9 protein-coding genes are annotated in these 22045 nt (G+C 61.8%); 2 read left to right on the top strand and 7 right to left on the bottom strand.

What is annotated here, in order from left to right; translation table 11 throughout:
• Positions 1-186 precede the first annotated feature (186 nt).
• Positions 187-966 carry a FadR/GntR family transcriptional regulator gene (locus J2X24_RS18575; protein ID WP_245344941.1) on the top strand — a complete coding sequence of 260 codons (780 nt, stop codon included), beginning with the start codon at positions 187-189 and terminating at the stop codon, positions 964-966.
• A gap of 31 nt (positions 967-997) precedes the next feature.
• Here the strand turns inward: J2X24_RS18575 and J2X24_RS18570 are convergent, their stop codons facing one another.
• Both J2X24_RS18570 and J2X24_RS18565 read right to left on the bottom strand, forming a co-directional pair.
• Positions 998-2653, bottom strand: a complete 1656-nt coding sequence (locus tag J2X24_RS18570) for a glycoside hydrolase (RefSeq protein WP_245344940.1) — start codon at positions 2651-2653, stop codon at positions 998-1000.
• Between the two features lie 35 nt (positions 2654-2688).
• Positions 2689-4221, bottom strand: a complete 1533-nt coding sequence (locus tag J2X24_RS18565) for a tryptophan halogenase family protein (protein WP_245344939.1) — start codon at positions 4219-4221, stop codon at positions 2689-2691.
• A 337-nt stretch (positions 4222-4558) separates the two neighbouring features.
• Between J2X24_RS18565 and J2X24_RS18560 the strand changes: the two genes are divergently transcribed.
• Positions 4559-7351 (top strand): TonB-dependent receptor, encoded by a 2793-nt coding sequence (locus J2X24_RS18560; protein ID WP_209724893.1) that lies wholly within the window; start codon positions 4559-4561, stop codon positions 7349-7351.
• A gap of 147 nt (positions 7352-7498) precedes the next feature.
• Here J2X24_RS18560 and J2X24_RS18555 read toward each other — a convergent pair whose 3' ends face one another.
• The 5 genes from J2X24_RS18555 to J2X24_RS18535 all read right to left on the bottom strand — a co-directional run bounded on the left by J2X24_RS18555 (position 7499) and on the right by J2X24_RS18535 (position 22030).
• Positions 7499-10558: a ligand-binding sensor domain-containing diguanylate cyclase gene (locus tag J2X24_RS18555; protein WP_209724891.1), complete on the bottom strand. Its 3060-nt coding sequence runs from the start codon at positions 10556-10558 to the stop codon at positions 7499-7501.
• Positions 10559-10700: 142 nt separating this feature from the next.
• Positions 10701-13349, bottom strand: a complete 2649-nt coding sequence (locus tag J2X24_RS18550) for a glycoside hydrolase family 3 C-terminal domain-containing protein (RefSeq protein WP_209724889.1) — start codon at positions 13347-13349, stop codon at positions 10701-10703.
• A gap of 148 nt (positions 13350-13497) precedes the next feature.
• Complete coding sequence (locus J2X24_RS18545; RefSeq protein ID WP_209724887.1) at positions 13498-15090, bottom strand: pectate lyase; 1593 nt, start codon at positions 15088-15090, stop codon at positions 13498-13500.
• A 188-nt stretch (positions 15091-15278) separates the two neighbouring features.
• Positions 15279-18740 carry a TonB-dependent receptor domain-containing protein gene (locus J2X24_RS18540; RefSeq protein WP_209724885.1) on the bottom strand — a complete coding sequence of 1154 codons (3462 nt, stop codon included), beginning with the start codon at positions 18738-18740 and terminating at the stop codon, positions 15279-15281.
• Positions 18741-18913: 173 nt separating this feature from the next.
• Positions 18914-22030: a TonB-dependent receptor gene (locus J2X24_RS18535; RefSeq protein WP_209724882.1), complete on the bottom strand. Its 3117-nt coding sequence runs from the start codon at positions 22028-22030 to the stop codon at positions 18914-18916.
• Positions 22031-22045: the final 15 nt, after the last annotated feature.

Below are 22045 nucleotides of genomic sequence, written 5' to 3'. Positions count from 1 at the left end.
GGCGACACCGGCTGGTCGCTCGACGGACGGCCACTTGCCAAGTACCGCATCAAACTGCAACCTCAAAGCTACGCCTTCACCGTAAGGACGGGGAACCGGTAATCCTATACGAATAGCGAATCGCGGCAGTTCCCTTGTCAAGCGGCTTACGCTCGCTCATAAACAGCCATCGTAGATCTGGGCATCATGATGGAAAACGACAATACGCATGCAGCGAACGAATTCAGTGACGAATTCACATTCGAGGAGGTGCCGTCCCAAGGGCGGATCCACGGATCGCTGGCGCGGCGCCTGGCGATCGACATACTGAACGGGACCTATAGTTCCGGCGATATACTGCCGCATCAGCTCGACGCGATCGAAGCGTTGAACATCTCCCGCACGCCATATCGCGAGGCGTTGAAGATTCTGGCCGCCAAGGGTTTCGTTGAGAGCCGGCCGAAAAGGGGGACCGTCGTATGCGAACGTGCGAGGTGGAATCTCCTGGACCCCGAGGTGATGGGATGGATGTTCCAGACAACGCCCTCACCGGAATTTATTGACGGCCTTTTTGAGCTCAGGCTGATCAATGAACCGGCGGCCGCCGAACTGGCCGCGGAGCGAAGGACGGACGACGAAGTCCGGCGGCTGAAGCAGGCACTCGACATCATGGGAGCCGAAACCCTTGCCACGGAAACGGGCAGATTGGCGGACCTGGAGTTCCACAAGGTCCTGCTTCTGGCCACGCGGAACGAAGTCCTGATTTCCCTGAATAGTTCAATCGCCGCGGCCATAGCCTGGTCTACCCGGCTTAAATCGACCGACCCGAAGGATTCCCGGGACAGTTTTATTGATCACGCACGTGTTTTTGAGGCTGTGGCGGCAAAGAACCTCAAAGAGGCGAGATGGGCCATGGAAAGCCTTATCCGGCTGGCCAGGGAAGATACGCGCCGGTCGCAGGTCCGCCAGGAAAGTTCCGGAGCGTAATAGCGGTTCGCGGTGCTTTTCCGTATCCGTCTCAGGAGGCCGCGCCGCGCCGAATGACAACCGTCGAAATCGCGTTGGGCGGCAGTTCGAGTGTCGGTCCGGTCCCGGCGCCCGCTTGCCGGCAGATGACCTCGGCGTCATGCCGCGCGGCCGTAACGACCAAAGACACATCGTCCGCCGGCGTAAGATCGAGCGCCTTCATGGTGAGCGCGCGCGGCCGCGAGCCGGCGTTCACGTGCACCAGTACAATCACCTTGCCGTCAGGCGACAGCGCGCCGATGGTATCATAATCATCGACGGGAAAGAGGCGGTAGCCAGGCCGGATGTACCGGCTGAAGTTCGCCATGGCCCAATATTTCCGGGTCACGTGAATGGCGGGAGGCGCATCGGCCTTCGCCGTGAAGTCCATTTTGATCAAGCCCCAGTTGGAGCCTTTGGAGGGCGGCTTTGCCGAATCCTCGACGGCTTGCCAGAAGACCCATGCGGCCGGCTCCAAGCGCTTCAGGTCCAATATGATGCGTTCGGCCAATGCGACCGGAGGGCGCATATCGTCGAAATCCTCCACGACATTCTGAGGCGACAAATCGACTTCGGACATCCACAGGCGTTTATTGGCTGACCTGGCGATGTCGCGTACGGCCGTCTGGCCATAGGTATCGTAGCTATGCACGTTAAGCTGGCCGATGGCGTCGCGGACCTCGGGCGAGTAGGCGTCCCAGTCCCGTATGAAGGTCAGGGCATCGGTTTCATCCATCGCGGCTACCACCCCGGAAAGACCGTGATGCGTCATGGCCTTGCGCGTCGCCAGGATGATTTCCCCCTGTAGGGCGGGTGGCCAGTGTGCTCCTTCCTGGCGGTTTTTGGCAAACCAGTAAGGCGTCCCCGGCTCATTCACCGGTGACAGGGTCCGAAACCGGATACCGTGCGCCGTCTCGAGACGCGCGCTTACCCGAACAAGATAGTCGGCGAAAACAGCGCTATAGCCTGGCTTCAGGTTCGGCTGCAGGCCATCGTCCGCCCCGGAGACGAGGCCGCTGACCGTCATGAAATAGGGGGGTGAGTTCGAGAATGCTTCGTATATGGCGACATCTTGCGGCACCCGGCGTTTAATCGCATCAAGCCACCACCTTTGGCGCGGATCCGCCTCCCAGTTCCATACGTCGGGATTGTCAGGACGCCACCAATCCTGACCGACCGCATTGGCCGGCTGCTTCCAGAAGCCTGGGACGTCCGCGCCGGGACGCAGATATTCCGGCGTTCCGGCCGGATTGCCTCCCCCGATATTATACCGGGCGATATTCCAGCTGAGGCCCTGGGGACTAAACAGCAGATCGGCGAGCTGGTTGCGGACGGGATCAGGATAGCCCCCGGTAACATTGGCAAACCAGGCGAGCGCCGTTCCCCACCCTTCGAACGGCTGCGCAGAGGGCGTAATCGTCTCCGGCAGGCCCACATGTCTTACGTCGGCCTCAGGTATCGGGCAGGTGTCGCCCGCCTGAGCCGGAAGTCCACAACAGAGACCAAGTATGGCGCCAAAAGCCATGCCGATCGACACGCGTTTCCAGGCCTTTTTCTTCGCGGGCACTATGGTCTCCATTGGAAAAACGACGGACGTGTTGTTCGCTAGATCGGAATGATTGATGGAAGCATCATTCCGATCTAATTTTTGCTTTGCCGCGATATTCAAGGCGAAAACCGCTTCACACTTTTCGCCATATCGCTCTAAACCGCCAGGCTGGCCACCGCCTCGTTGGTGAGCCCGTTGGCGCGAAGGTAGTCCGCGTGATAGGGCAATCGATCCGCCACATTGCGCAAGTGCTGTTTCATCCGCTCATACCCCTGCGCCAAAAGATTGTCGTCCTGGAACGCCATGGTTGGCATATAGCCGCGCGGGCGAATTCCCTGCCCGAGAAGAACGGAAAGCCACGACGTGGCCTGGAACAGCTCTTCCGCCGCAAGGTCGAGTTGGCCGCGCTCGGCGAACAGAGCTACCCTGTTCGCCAGGCTGTCTGGAATGGGCATGGTTCGGGTGTAGTTCCAGAGGGGGGAGTCATCACGTTGCGTGGCGTTATAGTGCAGTATCAGAAAATCGCGGACATTTTCAAATTCAGCCTCGGCTTCCCTATTGTACGCATCCATAACGATCTTCGAGACAGTCTTGTCGGGGAAATATTTGATAAGTCTCTGAATGCTGGACTGGATGAGATGTATGCTGGTCGATTCCAACGGCTCCAAAAATCCGCTGGAAAGACCGACGGCGACGACATTCTTGTTCCACGGCGACCTCCGACGGCCGGTTGTAAATCTGAGGCGGTTCGGGCTGGCAAGGGCGGGGCCTTCGAGAGTCTCGGTGAGACGCTGGGCGGCTTGGTCGTCGGATGCAAAGTCCGTCGAATAGACGATGCCATTTCCCACCCGATGTTGCAGGGGAATGCGCCATTGCCACCCGAAGGCATGGGCCGTTGACACTGTATAGGGTGACAAGGGCAATTTCCGTTCACATGGGACGGCAATGGCCCTGTTCATGGGCAGCCATTTGGACCAGTCTTCGAATGCGGAGCCCATGACCTTGTCGATCAAGGCGCCGCGAGTGCCGGAGCAGTCGATGAACAGGTCGCCCGCGACGCGTTCCCCGGACTTCAGTACGAGGGCTTCCAAAAAGCCGGTCTCGGGATTTTTTACGGCGTCCACAACGTCACCGAGCTTGTGAGATACCCCTCGGTGTGTGCTCAGGCCCTTCAGGTGTCGCGCATAAAGCGAAGCGTCAAAATGATAGGCTGAGTACAGATGCTCAAGCGGATGATTTGGCGTGGTGGAGGGCGGAGCAAAGGCGTCGCGCCTGGCCGCGAGCGTGCACAGGGAAAACGTTTCAAAGTCCGCGACCTTGCCCAGCTCCGCCAGCCTCAGCCAGTACTGGAAAAAATAGCCGAGGTCCTTTTTTGTGCCGTAGACGCCAAAGGGGTGAAAATACCGGCTATTGATGGCGGACCAGTTCCTGAACTCGATGCCCAGCTTAAAGGTCGCGTGGCAATCGCGAATAAAGTCGGCCTCGTTCACGCCGGCAAGCTCGTGAAACGTGCGAATGGGGGGAATTGTGGCTTCGCCGACGCCAACGGTCGCGATCGCATCGGATTCGACAAGCGTCAGGGACACATTGTTTTCCAACACCTGAGACAGCGCCGCGGCGGTCATCCAGCCGGCGGTTCCCCCACCGACAATAACCACCTGGCGGATCCATCTATCCGTTTGTTCCAACCTTGCCTCCGCTGAAAACGTATAATTTATAGTCTTGTAATGTATGATTAAATATTTTTGGCAGCAAGTGCCTTTGTGAGCGGTTATTTGCCCCCAAGCGCCATATATCTGGCGAAGTTAACCAAGAGGCATACTGTTTTTCGCCCACAAATCAAACCATGTGTCAAAAACGCAACGCAAAGATATGGTTTGAGGCGTCGCAATAAGTCATACAAATTTATCATTGAAAAGTCATATAATGCGATTTAATCACAGCTAAGAATTGGCTCGTGCTTGTGCGGCGAAACCGCACGATGGGCAATTCCGCTTCGCTTAAAAAAAACAAATGGAGGAATAGATGCCAAAGCGTAAAGCCAATAGGTCCACCTTGCTGGCCACCGTGGCGGTGCTTGCCATGGCGGTGCCGATCGCGTCCTACGCGCAGGACGCCGCCCCGCCGGCACCGGCGGATGAGGCCCTGGTCATTACGGGGACCAGGGGATCGCTAAGGTCGGCGCGCAACATCAAAAGAAGCGCCAACCAGATCGTGGATTCGATCCAGGCCACCGATATCGGAAAGCTGCCCGACGTAAACACGGTAGAGTCCCTGCAGCGCATCACTGGCGTACAGATCCAGCGACGGTACGGTGAGGGCGGGACGGACTACGATCACCGCACCGAGCCCGCGATTACGATTCGCGGCATGACGCAGGTCCGCAACCTGATTGACGGGCGTGATTTTTTCACGGCCAACGGCGGCCGCGCGCCTGACCTTGAAGGGCTGCCGTCGGAACTGATGGCGGGACTGGACGTTTATAAGAACGCGGCTTCGAACCTGATCGAAGGCGGCATCGGCGGCGTCGTGGATATTCGCACGCGCAAGCCCTTCGATTCAAAGGCTGACATCAACAGCATCACGCTGAAGGCCAACCAGTATGACCGGATCGACAAGGCCTCGCCGTCGGTTTCGGCTCTCTTCAGCCGCCAGTTCGATACAAGCCTCGGCCGAATGGGGTTTCTGGTAAATGCGTCCTATGGCCAGACCTTCTATCGCCAGGACGCGGTCCTTCAGCAGCAGCAGCATGTCATCACCGCGACATCGAACCCGACGGCGTTCGCAAGCTTCCCAAACAAGGGAAGCCTTACAACCCTGTACGTTCCGACCTCGTTTGAAATCTATCAGGACTCGGGAAACCGGATCCGCAAGGGTCTGGCTTTAGCCTACCAGTGGCAAGTCAATGACGACGTCCTCCTGACTGTGCAAAACATGCACTCCGACTACCAGTTCATTCGCCGCGGCGAGTACCTGTACGGCGACGATAAGAACACCGATCCCATGGCGGCCGCGGGCTCGACCTTTACCTGGTCGGAAGACGGGGCGGCGACCAGCGGCGTGCTTTCGCCGCAGATCTTTTCGACCTCGCGTTTCGACCAGGACGTCCGAAGCGTGACGAACCTGTCCACCGTGAACCTGAAATGGCAGATTTCCGACCGCCTGACCTCGAAAACCGACTTCGCCTACGAATACGCGACCTATGACGCCGATCGCAACGGCGACTCGGTGAAGCTGTACGACAACGAGAGCCGGAGCGTGGCCAACATTCCCGATCTGGACATCGCCTTCGACGTCAGGGGGAAATACCCGACCTTCTCCATTGTCGATCCGGCAAATCCAAGCAATCCGTATGCTTATTTCGGCAATCCGAACAACTGGTACTACGAGTGGCTGGCAAACGCCGTCGACCGTCATAAACTGAAGATGTCTGCCTTTGTGCAGGAATTCGACTTCGATAATGACGGGCATTTCTTCAACAAACTGCACGCCGGCGTACGCGTCTCGGACACGAAAATCCTTTTGCGCGGAAATTGGGACAATACCGGAGTCTGTAACGACACGGGCACCAACCCAAGCTGGAGCGCGTGCCCGCTCATTCCGGTCTCACAGCACCCGAATCTCATATCGGTCGGCCCGGCGGACAACTTCATGGTGCCCGGCGTCGGCTTTGCCGTCGGGATCTTCCCCGAATACGCCGATCCGCAGTCCTCGGTGTTCAACCGGACGGTCAAGACCTATGCGGAATTGTTCGCTGGCAAGCCGAACAGCTATACATTCCGAACAAGCTTCAACCCGTCTGAAATCAACGAACAGGAAGAAAAAACCCAGGCCATTTATGTATCCGGCGACTTTGCCACGACCGTTTTCGGCTACGGCCTTGATGGCACCGCGGGTGTGCGCGCCGTCAAGACAAGCCTGAAATCGGTTGGCTATATCCAGGACAGCACCGGGGCGCACGATACGGTGCTCGAAAACGACTACACCAATGTGCTGCCAAGCCTGAACCTCCGGCTTCATGTCAGCAATGAACTGCAGTTCCGGGCGGCTTTCGGCCAGACGCTGACGCGGCCGAACTTCACGGACATGGCGACCCACGTGCAGCTGAATCCGAATATTCCGTCTCAGTACGATGCGTTTGGCCGGCCGACGGGCAGCTCTGGCAATCCGTTCCTGAAGCCCATGACCGCGACGTCGTACGATCTCACAGCGGAATATTACTGGGGCTCGGCCAATATGGCCTTCTTCGGCCTGTTCAAGAAGGACGTCGATGGCTACCTGGCCAGCGGCATCGAAGTCATGAACTTCAGCGGCGTGGACTATTCCATCAGTACGAACATCAATCTTGGAAAAGGCGAAATCAAGGGCTTCGAGACCGGGTACACGCAGTTTTTTGACTTCCTGCCCGGACTTTGGAGCGGTTTGGGCGTGCAGGCCAACTACACCCATGTCGATTCAAAAGTCGAACGGTCCCCAGGCGTATTCATACCTCTGCCCAAGCTTTCGAAGGACAGCTACAACCTGATCGGGCTGTATGAAAAAGGACCTGTCCAGGCCCGGATTGCCTATAACTGGCGGTCGTCCTTCCTGGATCAGTTGAACGGGAGCGGCGTTTTTGGCGCCAACCAGTATGCCGCGCCATATTCGTCCCTGGATGCTTCCGCGAGCTATCGCCTGAACGACGTGTTCACAGTCTCGGTGGATGCCGTGAACCTCGGAAATTCGATGTACCACACCTATGTCGAAAGGGAATCTGGCGGACTGCTGTGGCAGCTCAACGACCGTCGATACAGCGTGACACTGAAGGCAAACTTCTAATCCAGTGCGTAACAACCTGGGCATCCTTCGTGGATGCCCAGGATCTCATTTGAAGCGTTTGGAATCCACCTGTGCACGCATCAATTTCTCATAATCTTTATTATGCGAAATTGATGTTGGATTTTGTTTCGCCGTCAATATCGGGCATCAGCCGGCTTCGGCGGTTTCGTCCTCGACTGTGTAATATCGCCACGTGTTGCGTCCGGCAGCCTTGGCGCGGTACAGCGCGATATCGGCCGACTTGTAAAGCGCGTCTTCGCCGTCGCCATCGTCCGGAAACGCAGCCACACCGATGCTGGGACTGGTCTGCAGCTTATAGGCCTGGAAATGCACCGGCGCCGCGAAGCTCCATATGATGCGCTTGCACACCGTATCGACGTCGCCGTCACCCATAAGCACAATCGCGAACTCGTCGCCGCCGACCCGCGCCACACAGTCATTTTCGCGCAGCACCGAACGCAGACGGGTCGCCGCTTCCTTGAGCAGCGCGTCGCCGGCATCGTGGCCTAAGCTGTCGTTAACCTGTTTGAAACGATCGAGGTCGATCAGCAGCAGGCTGAAACCGGTGTGTTCGCGCCGCGCCCAGGCCATGGCCTTGCGCAGGTCTTCGTGGAACATGCGCCGGTTGGGCAGCCCGGTCAGGGCGTCGAAATAGGCCATGTGCTCCAGTTGCGCCTGGCTGCGCGTCAGTTCGGCCGTGCGTTCCTCGACCAGGGCTTCGAGCTGCCGCTGGCGGCTTCGCAGCACGCCGGTGCGCGTCTGGATGACGATGGCGATCGCCACCACGGCCAGGACCACGGCAAGCAGGTAGAACCACCAGGTCTGGTACCATGCCGGCATCACCCGAACCGGAATGCTGAGCATCCGGCTGCTCCACACGCCGTCGCGGTTCGAGCCTTGCAGCTTCAGGACGTAACGACCGGGTCGCAGGTTGGTGTAGGTGGCGACGCGGTGGCCGGCATCGGTCTCGTTCCAGTCCTGCTCGAAGCCGTCGAGGCGATACCGATAACGGTTGCGGTCGGGCGCGGAAAAATCGAGCGACGAGAATTCGACGGACAGGTTCTTGCCCGGCGGCACGATGAGCGTGCTGGGCAGTTTTCCGCCGTTGAAGGGCGCAGTCACCCTTGCTTCCTTGCCGATGCGGATGTCGCTGATAACCATCGGTGGCGCATAACCCCAGGTGCCGATCATCTCCGGGCGGACGACCAGAACCGCCGAGGCGCCGCTGAACATGAGTTCGCCGTGCGACGTAACCGTACCGGAGCCTACCCAGTAGTTGAACACGGACAGCCCGCTTTCGCGGCCGATGGCGCGGACGGTAAAACGCTCAGGATCGACTGTGGCCAGGGCCGAATCGGTCGACACCCAGATGCGTCCCTGGCCGTCGGCCAGCAACTTGTCGACATTGGGATCGGGCAAGCCTTCGCGCACGCCGATATGGTGGAACACGGGACGCCCCTTCGCGTCGCGTCCGGTCAGGACATCGACGCCACCGCCGGAGGTGCCGACCCACAGCCGGCCTTTGCTATCGACCAGCAGGGTGGTGACGAAGCCGGCGCTCAAGGCGTGTTTGCGCTTCTCCGGCAGGATTTTCTCGACGCGGCCATCGCGCGTCAGCCGGTTCAGACCGTTTTCGGTACCGATCCACACCGCGCCATCCGGCGTCGTCGCCAGGACGCGGGTGCGTTCGTCGGTCAGCGCCGTGACATGGAGCGGCTTGGCGTTGGGTTTGCCAGGATCGAAGCGCCACACGCCGTCATAACCGGCGATCCAGATGGCTGGGCCGTCGCGCATCAGCCCGACCGTATAGGCGTCGGCGTCGCGTCCCGGTATGTGCATGCGTTTCACCGCGCCGCCTCCCACATCGCTGCGGTAAAGGCCCTGCCCTGTCGCGATATAGACGTCACGCCCCATGGCCAGGAAGTCCCAGACATAGTTCTGCGGCAGGGCGGTTTCGGGATGAAGCGGATCCGGAGCCAGGGTGCGTACGCGGCCGCTGACGGGATCGACGATGTCCACGCCCTTGCGCAACAGTCCCATCCACAGCCGGCCGTCCGGCATTTCGCGGATCGCCAGCGCACCGGCTTCGGACATGTCGCTTACGCGCCCCGTGGCGCCGGTCACGACGGAAAACGCGCCCTGTTCCGGCGCATAGCGGCTGAGCCCCTCGCCCGTCGCAACCCAGATCAGGCCCGACCGGTCGCGATGCAGCCCCCAGACCTGGTCGAAGAGAAGGCTGTTGGCAATGCTGGGATCGTGGGTGATGCGCCGCATCCGCATGCTGGCCATATCGATGGCGACGATGCCGTGGCTATAGGTGCCAAGCCAGACTTCCCCCGGCCGGACTTCGACGATCGTGTTGACGCCTTCGTTGGGCAGGTCACCGGCGCCGGGACCTGTTACGGGCCTGGCCACGTCCGTTCCGGCGTCGATAATATAGGCACCGTGCCGCTGCGTGCCGACCCAGACGCGCCCCGTCGTGTCACGATAGATCTGGCGCACGGCCGGTACCTTGCCGTCAGGCGTCGGAAGCGCAACGGTCTCGGTCCGCGTTCCATTGCGCCGGACCAGCCCGGCCGAGGTACCGATCCACAGGTTACCGGCGGGATCGCGCAGCAATGCGCCGATCTTCTCGCTGGGCAGACCGGTGACGACGGCCTTTTGAATAATTCCACTGCGCGGATCGAGATGATCCAGTCCGCCCCAGGTCCCGACCCACAGCCCGCCCTTGCCGTCGCCGGCCATCGAGGTCACCGTGACGTGGCTCAGCCCCTTGGGTCCGGCCGTATAGGCCGTAAAACTGTCGGAAGTCTCGTCATAGCGCGCCAGGCCGCCGACATTGGTGGCGAGCCACAGGCGGCCTTCCCCATCGACAAACAGGTTGCGCACGTCGATATCGGGCAGCGCTCCGGCGCGATCCGGGTCCGGCCGGTACAGCCGGAAGCGGTAGCCGTCCCACCGCACCAGCCCGTTCTGGGAGCCGATCCACAGGAAGCCGTGACGATCCTGGATCAGCGAGGTTGGATTGCGCACTTCCGAACTTTGCGCGGTGACATGCTGGAAGGTCTCGGCCGTGAACCCGGTCCAGCGCGCCTCGGCCAAAACCGGTGTGGCGCCGGCGCCGCAGGTCGCGGACAGGATGAGAAGCAAAACGAAAACGACGGCCCGGAACATCGATTTCGGGCTGGCTTCCGGATCGGTACGCATACCAGTATCGTGGGCGGTGTCGTGCACGGCTACGCTTTAAACGGATGCGGCAGATGCGCCGCGCAGGCCACCATACAAAAGAAACTGAAAGAACCGCTTAGGAGACAGGGTTAACGCTTTTCCCCTCGCCTCGTCATATCAACTAAAATGGCGCGATTGTCTTGCGTCCGATAATATCGATACGTGCGGCAACCCCGGCGGCTGGCGGCAGGCCCGCGCGCTGGCCGGGCTGGCCGCCACCGATCCAGATATCGGCGGCCCCTTCCTCGACAACGCGATTACCGCCGGCATCGACAACGCTCAGCGCCATGGCATCGAGGGTAAAGGTCACCCGCCGGGTTTCACCGGCCTTTAACGCCATGCGCTGAAAGCCCTTCAGCGCGCGGATCGGTGCGCCGTCGGCCTGGCGCGTGACGTAAAGCTGGACAACCTCATCGCCATCGCGGCCGCCGGTATTGGTAACCTCCACCGAAACCGTGGCCCCCTCCCCTGCCGCGAGCCGGCTACGGTCGACAACGGGCTTGCCATAGGCAAAGGTCGTATAGCTCAGGCCGAAACCAAAGGGATAGAGCGCCTCACCGGCGAAATAGCGATAGGTCCTGCCATTCATTCCATAATTCTTGAAAGACGGAAGTTGTTCGGCGGATTTGTAGAAAGTTACCGGCAGACGGCCGGCAGGGCTGAAATCCCCCGCCAGCAGGTTGGCGATGGCCCGGCCGCCCTCCCCGCCCGGATACCAGGCTTCGACGATCGCCGGCAGGTTGGCGTCGGCCCAGTTGACGCTCATGGCGCTGCCGTTCATCAGGACCAGGACAACCGCCTTGCCGGTGCCATGCAGGCGTTCCAGCAGTTTTTGCTGCGGCGCCGGCAGGTCGAGGCTGGTGCGGTCGCCTCCGGCAAAGCCCGGGGCGGCCACGCGCATCTCCTCGCCTTCCAGACGCGCCGTCAGACCGGCGGCAAAGACGATCAGGTCGGCGGACCTGGCCGCCGTCATCGCCTTTTCATCGCCGTTGCTCGGCCGGCTCCATTGGAAGACCTGATCCTCGCGCTGCCCCCGCTGTACGGCCTCGATACGCAGGCTATAGACCTGACCCGCCGTGAGCTGCACCTCTGTGTCGGAGGTCGGCCAGGCAATGTCCCACACATCGGCGATCAGCTTGTCATCGACATAGATGCGGTAGCCGTCGTCGCCCGTGAACCGGAAGCGATGCGGGCCGCTTTCCTCGGCCTTGATATAGCCGGCCCAGCGGATCGAACTTTCGCGTTCCTCACGCGTGGGCCAACCCCAGCGGAACCTGGCATTGGCCTCGGTTTTCGTCGCGACCGGCGCGCCTTCCAGCTTCGGCCCGTTGAATTCCTCCTGCGTCAGGCCCTTTGTCGAGCAGGCCCGGTCGAGGCACAGCGCGGTGTCCGGCACGTTTTCGAGCGGTGGCGCCACCCAGCCGGTGCCTTCTACGTAGGTAACTTCGGCGTCCGGAAAGCGCGCCTTGATGCCGGCATAGACGGTGACTGGCTTCGACGGCGTGCCGTTGTAGTTGCCGACCAGGGCGTCGACGCTGTCGGCATTGGGACCGATGATGGCGATGCGTTTCGGCACGGCCTTCAGCGGCAGGAGGCCGTCATTCTTGAGGAGCACGACAGCGTCCTCAGCCGTCTTCAGCGCCAGTTCGCGGTGGGCCGGTGTATCGTAGTCCTGCGCCGTGATCGCCGCATAGGGCCCGGTGCCTGCCGGATCGAACAGGCCCAGCCGCATGCGCACGTCAAAGAGACGGACCAGGGCGTCGTCGAGATCGGCCTCGGTGATCAGGCCCTGCTTGACGGCATTGATCGTCGTCTGCGGATCGAAGGTCTTGTTGGCGACGAAGTCGCAGATCACATCGACGTCGGTCTTGATGGCCGCGGCCACCGCTTCCTCCGGCGTTTTGACGTAGGCGTGCGAGGCCGGAAGGTAGAAGTCGGCGATCGCCGCGCAGTCGGATACGCCATGGCCCTTGAAGCCCCAGTCCTTGCGCAGCGTATCGACCATGTAGTCTGTGTTGCCACAGGCCGGAATGCCGTCGATGGCATTATAGGCGCACATGACGCCTTCGACCCCAGCTTCGGTTACAGCAGCGTGAAACGCCGGCAGGTAGGTGTCGATCCGGTCGCGCTGCGACGGATGGATGTCGTCAGTGTGACGGTCGGCTTCGGGTCCGCTGTGGACCGCGAAGTGCTTGACGACGGCTGCGGTCTTGGGATGCACGGGATCGTCACCCTGCAGCCCCTTGATAAAGGCCACCCCCATGCGCGAGGTCAGGTAGGGATCCTCGCCCCAGGTCTCCTGTCCCCGCCCCCAGCGCGGATCGCGGAAGATGTTGACGTTGGGCGACCACACTGTCAGGCCTTCATAGCGCCGGGTGTCGCCGTTGCGCGCCCCACGCGCCTTCAGGTTCTTGGCGCGGAACTCGGTGGCGATGACATCGGCGACGTGACGGATGCCCGGCGTGTCCCAGGTCGCCGCCAGGCCGACGGCCTGCGGAAAGACGGTCGCCTCACCGGCGCGCGCGACCCCGTGAAGACCTTCGTTCCAATAGTCGTAGGCGGGAACACCCAGGCGCGGAATGGCGGGCGCGCCGCTCTGGATCTGGGCGGCCTTTTCCTCCAGCGTCATGCGCGACACCAGGTCGGCCGCGCGCGCCTTCGCCTCCAGGGAGGTCCGCAGATAGGGCGCAGGGGTTTGGGCAGCGGCGTGCACCGCCGGCCAGGCGGTCAGCGCGGTGAGAATGCTGAACAGGAACAGCTTCGTCTTCATGTCGAGTCGGGTCCCAGGTGCGCTATCAAGGCGCTATGATGTAAGGTTAGAGCGATATGCCAAAAAGTGTGCAGCGGTTTTTGGCCAAGTATCGCGATAAAATAAAAATCTAGAGCATAATGGCGGTTCGACTTAAACGCGTCATGCTCTAGACCGCTTTGGCCGATGCGTCGATAAAGCGGATCAGGCGGCTCATATTGTTGATGTAGGTGCCGGTCGAAATGCCCATGACCGGCGTAGTGCCGATATAGGGCGAGGTGTCGCGTGCATCGATCGTATTGCCATTGGCGGTGCGCGACGGCGGCAGGCGCGCGGCTTCGGCGTCGGGACGATAGACATTGCTGATGGCGTGGAGCGGCGTCGGCCAGTAGCCCTGGGGATTCAGGCTGCCGGTCAGCTCGGTGATCGATCTGGCCATGGCGTCGCCGGTATTGCGGTCGGAGCCGCGCACATCGGCGATGAAATACTTGTCGAGCGGAACAGCCGTCTTCGACAGCAGCGGCGAATGGCGCGTGGCGTCGGCCTTCGGCATGGCCGTGACGGCCTGAAGCTGGCGGCGCAGGGCCGGCACATTCAGCTTGCGATTGACCCAGGAGACGCCGTCCGTGGGGTCATAGACGACGGTGTTGCGCATATCGCCGCTCCAGGTGCCGCTCTCTTTCAGATACAGCGCACGGTTGGTGCCGACTTCGATGAAGGTCGGATGCGTGAAGCCGTTAAGCTGCCGCACCTTCGGCAGTTCCAGCGTGTCGAGCCAGTCGAGCGCCTCGTCGAGCCGCGCCAGGTACTTCGTATCTCCCGTCCAGCGATAGAACTTGATCATCTGCGCCACGCAGGCCGCGGTCGTGTGCGTCGCCAGCGACGGCGGCTCGGAGGTGCGTGCGCCCGCGGGCTTGAGGTCCGAAGTATACTGCAGCGCCCAACCGGGCTGCGGCTGGCCCTGCTGGGCCAAGATGAAGATGCCCATGCCGCGCATCAGCGGCTCCAGCACCCGCGTTTCACCCAGCGCCTGATAGACCGTCATCAGGAAGTTGGTGTTATTGATCGCCACCTCGTCATTGAAGGTGATGTTGGCGGTATAGTCCGGCAGTCCGCCGTTGGAATATTCGCGGTTGATCGGGTAGCGCTGCGGCCAGCCACCGATCGGGTACTGGGCATCGATGACGAAATCGATCGCCTTGTCCAACGGCACGCGATATTTCGGGTCTCGGCGTTCCAGATAGAGGCGCAACAGAAATTCGGCGCTTTCGATCGTGCCGCCGTCGTCGAAAGTGGCGTTGCCGTAATAGTGGCGCATCTCTTCCAGGCGCATGCCGTGCGAACCGATGGTGTCGTACCAGTCCTTAAGCGACGCCTCGCCGGCGAAGTCGATCATGTAGTGCCAGCCGCCGGACGGATGCTGTCCCCAGATCAGGGCGCCGGCGACGTCTTCCGCGGCCTTGTAATACTGCTCATCGCCGGTGGCGTGGAAGGCGTCGAGGAACAGGTGGCCCATACCGGGCGTGCCGGGCGACTGCACCCAGATCATCGACGGCTTAGCCTCCATCTCGCCCCAGCGCCGCGACATGTCCGGCAGGTAGGACCAGACATAGCCGCCATTGACGGCGACTTTCTCGGTCATGAAGCGCGTCGCCCGGCGCATGGTCTCAAGCACTTGCGCGGATGGCGCACCGGCGGCCTGCGCCGGTCCATGGGCCAGCGCCGCCGTGGAGGCGGCGATGAACAGGCGACGGGACATCATGACAGTGACCTCAGACAAAAGAAGCGGGATGCACATCAGGACATGCATCCCGCCGAGTTTCCAGCTTAGTTTTGACGATCAACGTCAGGCAAACGGGGAGCTGGGTTCGGGAGGCGCGGTTTTGAAGCCGCGCGAACACACACATCAGTTCAGCGCGCCGCCGGGAGACAGCGGCGCGCTTTAAACACTCAGTACTTGTAACGGATACCCAGGCGGTAGTTGACGCCGCTGGAGCCATATGAGGTCAGGGCCGGGTTGTTATAGGCGAATTGCTTGCCTGGTTCGTTCGTCAGGTTCAGCCCCTCGAAGGTGATGCTGATCTTTTTGGTCGGGGAGTAACGCAGCGACATGTCGACATTGGTGGTGCCGGCCGTCGTCCCGAACTCGTTGATCAGCGGCGAATTACAGGCCGAACCGTTGGCCTGCAGGCCTGGATCGCAGCTGCCGACACCGATCGGATAGGTGCGATAATAGTCGTCGCGATTGGCCACGGAGACGCGGGCGTTGAACTTTTCCGTCTCGTAGTAGAGCGTGAAGTTCATGCCGCGCGGCGACGAACCCAGCCACGGACCGGGCGCCCAGGTCGCCGGACGCGTGACGGCATTGGTCCCCGGCGTAACGCTGCCCGGATCGATCAGGTACTGGAATTCCGATTCCAGGCTGGTCATGTTGAACTGCACGCCCAGGTTCTTGAAATACCACGGCAGGAAGGTCAGGTCTTGCTGGTAGCTGAATTCCCAGCCCTGCAGGTAGCCGCCCGGCGTATCGCGCACCTGACGCGCCTGCATCATGCCATCGGCATCGATCCAGGCCCGGCGGTTGACGTCGCCGCCGGTGACGCCTGGGAACTGAAGCTTCAGGGCTTCGCGCTCCTCCGCGCTCAGGAAGTCCGACAAAGGCGCGTCATAGTAGATGGTCTGCGGGAAGGAGGTCAGCTCCTTGCGGAACATGCCAAGGCTGATCAGGCCGCCCTGCGTGAAATACCATTCCGCCGAGACATCGAAGGACGCGCCGCGATAGGGCGACAGCTTGGGGTTGCCGACCGACAGCGTGCCATAGGCAGCGAGGTCGGTGCCTGACGGGACGTTGATGGCGGTAATCTGCGGGCTCAGGATGCCCAGCGACGGACGCGCCATGACCTTGGCGGCCGCCGCGCGGATATAGAGGTTATCCATGACTTCGAAGGTCACGTTCGCCGCCGGCAGGGTGTCGGAGTACTTGTTCTCGCCGGTGACCGTACGGCCGACCGTGTTCTGGCCGATCGAGAAGATTTCCGTCTCGGCCTGGCGCACGCCGATATTGCCCGACAGGCGGCGGCCGCCCAGTACGCTGTACTTGAAGTCCAGCTGTGCGTAGTAGGATGTGTTGTCCTCATCGACCTTATAGGCGGCGCGGCCGCGCTTCGTCGACAGGCTGAAATCGCCCCACTTGTTGATGCAATCGCAGTCGAACTGGAAGGTGGAAGCGAAGGCTTCGATGGTCGGCACAAAGAAGCTGGTGACCGTGCCCGGCTGAAGCTCCAGGCCCTGGCCGAATTCCACCGTCTTGCCCAGCGACTCGACCGAAACCTTGGCTTCCTTTTCCGTCGGGTTGACGATGTCGCTGCCGCGCGACCAGTTCTGCGTGGCAAAGCCGAACTTGCGCTGGGTGCCGCCGAAGCGGACGGTCAGATTTTCGTTCCATTCGTAGCTGAAGTCCGCCTTCCAGCCGGAGTAGTCGTTCTCGGTCGTGCTGCGGTAGTGGCGCATGGCCGACAGGCCCTTGACGATACCCCACTTGGTCGGATCAGCGGCATCGAAGCCCGGATTGAAGCCGGGAATCTGGTCCTGTACGCGCTGGTCCCAGACAAAGGTTTCCTGGGCGTCGAGACGGTTGAACTCGACGAGGTAGCCATGCTGGTCGTTGGTAGACTTGGACGCACCCAGGGCGAACTTGCCGAACAGACGGTCCGTGAATTCGTGCGTCAGCTCGAACGACACCTGCTGGAAGTCGGTAACGTAGGACGCGCGGTCCGCGGCCGAACGCCAGTCGACATTCTTCAGTTGCAGATAGGTCACGTTCTGGCCGTCGACTTCGGCGGCCATGAGCTTGGTCGCCGGCCGGCCGATCAGGTCGCCGCGGAACGGCAGGGTGGCGGCCGGACCGGCATAGCCCGGCGAGTTCGGGTTGGTATAGTATTCGTACGGGTCCAGATTGTTGGGGTTCAGGCTATAGGTATAGCCGGCGACCGGCGTCGTGCCGTAGAGTTTCTGGCCGCAGTCATAGCCGGCATTCAGTGTGTCTTCGGTCGCGAACGAACAGACACCTGGATAAAGGGCGCGGCGCTGTGCATCGGTCATGGCCGTGCCGTTGGGCGCCGCCGTCGTTGGCGCGTTCCGCCCAAGCGAATAGGAGGCGTTGGTGTTGTTGCGGTTCAAGCCGACCGGCGAGAGCTGATAGTTGGTGCTTTCGCTCTCGAACTTGGAATACAGCACATCCATCGTGAAACGGGTTTTCGGCGCCAGCTGGATCTGGAAGGACGAGGTGATGCCGAGGCGCGCCGTATCGACATTGCGCTGGTTGAGCGACGTCAGGGCGGGAAAGCGCATCAGCGAATCGTTGCAGCCCGGAGAGGTTGGGGTCAGATCGGTGACGGGCTTCGCGACCGTTGCCGCGCAATTGGGATGCAGCAGGGCGTAGGCGGCCGGATCAGAACCTGTCATCTCGGCATAGGCCAACGGATTGGCGAGCGGGTTGTAATAGTTGGCAGGGTTGGCCTTGTAGGCCGTCAATGCGGCACCGGTCAGGGTGGTCGGCTTCAGCGCCGTGAATACCGTGCCCGTCGGCGCCGCGAAGCCGGCGCGGCCCGGCAGTTCGTCACCGGCGAAGTCCGTCGAACGATAGACATATTCCACTCCACCTGGTGAACGGCTGTAAGTATCGTCTTCCGACGAGCGCTTGGCGTAGGCCGCCGACATCAGGAAGCCGAGCCTGCCGTCCGCCCAGCGCCGTGAAAACAGGCCGGTGACGCGCGGGCTGCTCTTGCCGCTGTTCTCATAGTAGGAGTTTTCGGCCGACAGGGCGAAGGCGCCTTCCTTGTAATCGAAGGGACGGCCGGTGATCAGGTCGACGGTCGCGCCCAGCGAGCCTTCGTCAGCGTCGGCCGAAGACGACTTGCGGACGCGTACCGAGCTGAACAGTTCCGAGGCGAAGGCATTGAAGTCGAACGATCGCGACCGGTTCGGGCTACCGTCGGCATTGTTGGCGCCGCTGGTCGACAGAGCTTCCATGTTGTTGATGCGGACGCGGCTGAAGCCGCCGTCCAGACCGCGCACGCTGATGGTGCGCCCTTCACCGTTATCGCGGTCGATCGAGATGCCGGGAATGCGTTGCAGCGATTCCGCCAGGTTGGAATCCGGGAAGTCCGCGATATCTTCGGCATTGATCGCGTCCATGATAATGTCGGCATTCTTCTTGAGCCGGATCGCGCTTTGCAACGAAGCGCGATACCCCGTGACCACAACGACATCGCGGTCGCCTGCCGCTTGTGCATCCGGTACCGGTTGGACCTCCTGCGCCGACGCGGACGTAAACGGCGTCATCAGCGCCGCCGCCGAAATCCCCGCCAGCAATACGCCACGCATAGAGACCCTGTTTCCCTTGGTATTCATGTTTTCACTCCCGTTATTCGCTGAAGCCTTTGGCTTCGCGCCTGTGCATCGTTTTTTATGGACACCGGTGTCAGGGCACGGTGCGCGCATCCTGATCGACGTGTGATCAGCAAGACGAATTCGGGGAGCGGTTTTGGACTGGGGCCGGAAGAAATTTTTTATCCGGGCACATTTCAGTAGGTGTAGCGCAGGCCGAGATAAACCTGACGTCCGCTGATCCAGTAGGCGCTCTGCAGCCGCGTTGCCTGATGATCCCAGGTGACGTTCGGTTCACGCGTCAGGTTGAGCCCTTCGAACGTCATCATCAGCCGGGGCGTCAAGCTGTAGCTCAAGGCACAGTCCCAATAGGTGGCGGCATCGGTCCCCGCCGCGTCCGACGTCCACGGCCCCGGAACGACGGTCAGGTACCTATCGCGGTAGTTGGCGGCGATGCGCGCCTTCACCCGCCCTCTCTCATAGTAGAGGGTCGTGTTGGAGGCGTGGCGCGAGACGTTGATGAAATCGGCGTCGAGCGTGGCGGTGCCGGTAGGTTTGTCGGCCTGATAGCGGATATTGCTGGTGATATAGGTGTAGCTGAAGAGGACGCCCAGCCCCGACCATGCGCCCGGCAGGGTGCGGAACGGTTGCTGGACGTTCAACTCAACGCCGCTTAGCGGCCCGCCGCGCGTATTGACAAAGTTGAGGATGGTGAAGTCGTCGGCCGGTGTGACGCCGGTCCCCTGAAGCAGGCTACTAGGCAGTCCGGTCGTGCTGTAGGCGGCTATGTGGGTCAGCCGCTGCACATAGGTCGACACCTCCTTGTGAAACAGGCCCAGCGAGGCAAAGCCGCCGGAGGCCGGATACCACTCATAGGCCAGGTCAAAACTGGTGGCGCGGAAAGGCTCGAGATAGGGGTTGCCCGTCGTCACCGAGGTCTGGCCGCCCTGCACGACGACGCTGCTGGCGCCGGCCAGGCTTGGCAGTGGAGCGCGCGCCACCAGACGGGCGACGCCGAAGCGGATCGCGCTATCCAGCGACGGCTCGATGACCAGGTTGAACGACGGCAGGGCGTCGATATAGCTGCGCCGCACCTTCGACAGCGCGAATCCGTCGGGATCACCCGTGGTCGGCACGGTGTCGTAGAAGGTCGACGTCTGGCCGGTACGTACGATCCGCAAGCCCCCGTTGCCGTGCGCTGGCAGGCCGAACAGTTGGCGGCGGAAGGTGAGTTGGGCGAACAGGGCCAGGTCGTCTTCGGTCACCGCCTGGTTGGAACCGCGCGCCGCCACATTGGTCGTCGACAGCGCCGACCGGCCGCTGTTGTCGAACAGGCGATATTCGGCCGCGAAGGCGTCGATGTCGGGCTCCCGCCAGCAACGGGGCGTTCCCGCCGGCGGCGCGATTGCCTCCTCGCCGCAAAACAGATGCGTCAGCTCCGATAGCGGCCGCGACGGCGCCGGAAAGTCGCCCTCGCCCAGGTCGAAGCGGTAGGTGATGGCGCGAAAGGCGTAGCGCTTGGCCTCGAAACCGAAGCGCAGATCGGTGGCATCCGACACGGCGTAATCGAAGCGTCCCTTGATTGTGTTATAGGCGTAGCGCGTGAAGTTGGGCCGCAGCCGAAGTTCCGGGCTGGTCGCGCCCGTGCCGCCGGGCTGCGTTACGCGCGGCCCGAAATACCAGCTGTCGGGATCGGTGACGTCGAAATTATAGGTCAGGACGGGATGGTTCTGCCCCTCCCCGCGAATGTCGAAGGCATAACCATCGACGTTATAGCGATCGATCTGGGCGTAGACTTCGCGGGCATTGTCGAAGTCCGATCGTGATTGCGCCACAACGCCTTCGAAGGACAGGCGCGGTGTGAACCGGTGGCGTACCGTCAGCGAGGTCTGCAGGAAATCGGTCGTGAAGTCATCGACGCCGTGTTCGGCGCGGATATCGACATTGTCGAACAGGCCGTGGACCATGGTGCCGTTGCCATCCAGCACCACCCGGCGCGGCACGATCTCCGGCTTGCCGGCTTGCGCCGCGCCCCGACTGAAGCCGATTGCCTCAAGGAAGTGGTCGTAGCGCTCGGTGCGGAAGCGTGACGCCAGCAGGTCCAGGCTCAGCAGGGTATCGTCCGACGCCTGCCACTGGAGACTGGCGACGGCGGCGCGCCGGGTCAGCTGGCCAATCAGGTTGGTATAGCGGTAAAAGCGCGGATGATAGGCCGTTGCCTGGTTGGCGAGATCGTAGGCCGCAAGAGACGCCTGCAAATCCCCGGCCGGTACATCGCACAAGCCTCCCGTATCGGCTGTCGGCCGGCAGAAACCGCCATTGGCCGTGCCCAGGTTCCATCCGCCGCTGTTGACGCCCTGCAACTCAAGCGGTGTATCGGCTGTCGACACCGAGACAAGGAGACCGAACCTGTCCCCATCGAACGTATTGCTGACCAGGAGCGCGCCACGCGAACCTGATCTCTGGCTGAGGTCATTGTAGCTGGCCTGCCACGATGCCTGCAGCCGCGGTCCCGCCCTGTCGAAAGGCCGCGGCGTCATCATGCCGACCGTGGCGCCCAGCGAGCCTTCGGGCATGTCGGCGCGCGACGTCTTTTCGATATCGATGCGGCTGAACAGGTCGGACGGAAAAACGTTGAAGTCGAAGCCCCGGCTGCGGTTGGTGCCCTGGGCCAGTCCGTCTGTCGCGACCTGCGCCTCTATGCCGTTGATCTCGACGCGCGTGAATTCCGGCCCCAGGCCGCGCACCGCGATGGTACGCCCTTCGCCCTGGTCGCGCGCCGTGGCGACGCCCGATACACGCTGGATGGCTTCGGCCGCGTTGCTGTCGGGAGTCTTGGCAATATCCGCCGCCGTCAGGCTGTCGACGGCGGCGATCGACAGACGCCTTTCACGCAACATCACGGCCAGGCTGCCGCGCGGGCCGGTCACGACGACCGGCTCCGGCGGAAGGACAACAACGTCAACGGCCGCGGGCTGAGCGACAGGCGGGACCGGCGCTTCCGGGATTTCTGAAATCACATAGGACCCGCCCGGCGTATGCATCACGCGCAGTCCCGTTCCGGCCAGCAGCCTGTCGAGAACCTCCGGGACGGAATAGACGCCCGCCACTTCGGGCGCACGCTTGCCGGCGACGCTGCGTGGCAGGAAGACGATATTGACCTTTCCTGTGGAACCCGCGCCGAGCAGGGATTGCCGCAAGGCGCCGGCCGGCAGGTCGAAGCGGACGCGCTCCTCCGCCCTTGCCTGACAGGCAAGCAGCAGCGCGGACGCCAAGGCGGCGCTCGCGGTCGCTGAAAACCCGGAACGTTTCATCTGCCTGCCTGCACC

This window comes from Asticcacaulis solisilvae, assembly GCF_017875235.1.
Classification (GTDB): domain Bacteria; phylum Pseudomonadota; class Alphaproteobacteria; order Caulobacterales; family Caulobacteraceae; genus Asticcacaulis; species Asticcacaulis solisilvae_A.
The sequence above is the reverse complement of the archived record's forward strand: the minus strand, read 5'-3'. Positions and strand labels throughout refer to the sequence as shown.

Excerpts from the sequence above, each read along its gene's own strand:
- J2X24_RS18575 (WP_245344941.1), top strand. The coding sequence starts at position 187 with ATGATGGAAAACGACAATACGCATGCAGCGAACGAATTCAGTGACGAA.
- J2X24_RS18560 (WP_209724893.1), top strand. The coding sequence starts at position 4,559 with ATGCCAAAGCGTAAAGCCAATAGGTCCACCTTGCTGGCCACCGTGGCG.
- J2X24_RS18555 (WP_209724891.1), bottom strand. The coding sequence starts at position 10,558 with ATGCGTACCGATCCGGAAGCCAGCCCGAAATCGATGTTCCGGGCCGTC.
- J2X24_RS18550 (WP_209724889.1), bottom strand. The coding sequence starts at position 13,349 with ATGAAGACGAAGCTGTTCCTGTTCAGCATTCTCACCGCGCTGACCGCC.
- J2X24_RS18545 (WP_209724887.1), bottom strand. The coding sequence starts at position 15,090 with ATGATGTCCCGTCGCCTGTTCATCGCCGCCTCCACGGCGGCGCTGGCC.
- J2X24_RS18540 (WP_209724885.1), bottom strand. The coding sequence starts at position 18,740 with ATGAATACCAAGGGAAACAGGGTCTCTATGCGTGGCGTATTGCTGGCG.
- J2X24_RS18535 (WP_209724882.1), bottom strand. The coding sequence starts at position 22,030 with ATGAAACGTTCCGGGTTTTCAGCGACCGCGAGCGCCGCCTTGGCGTCC.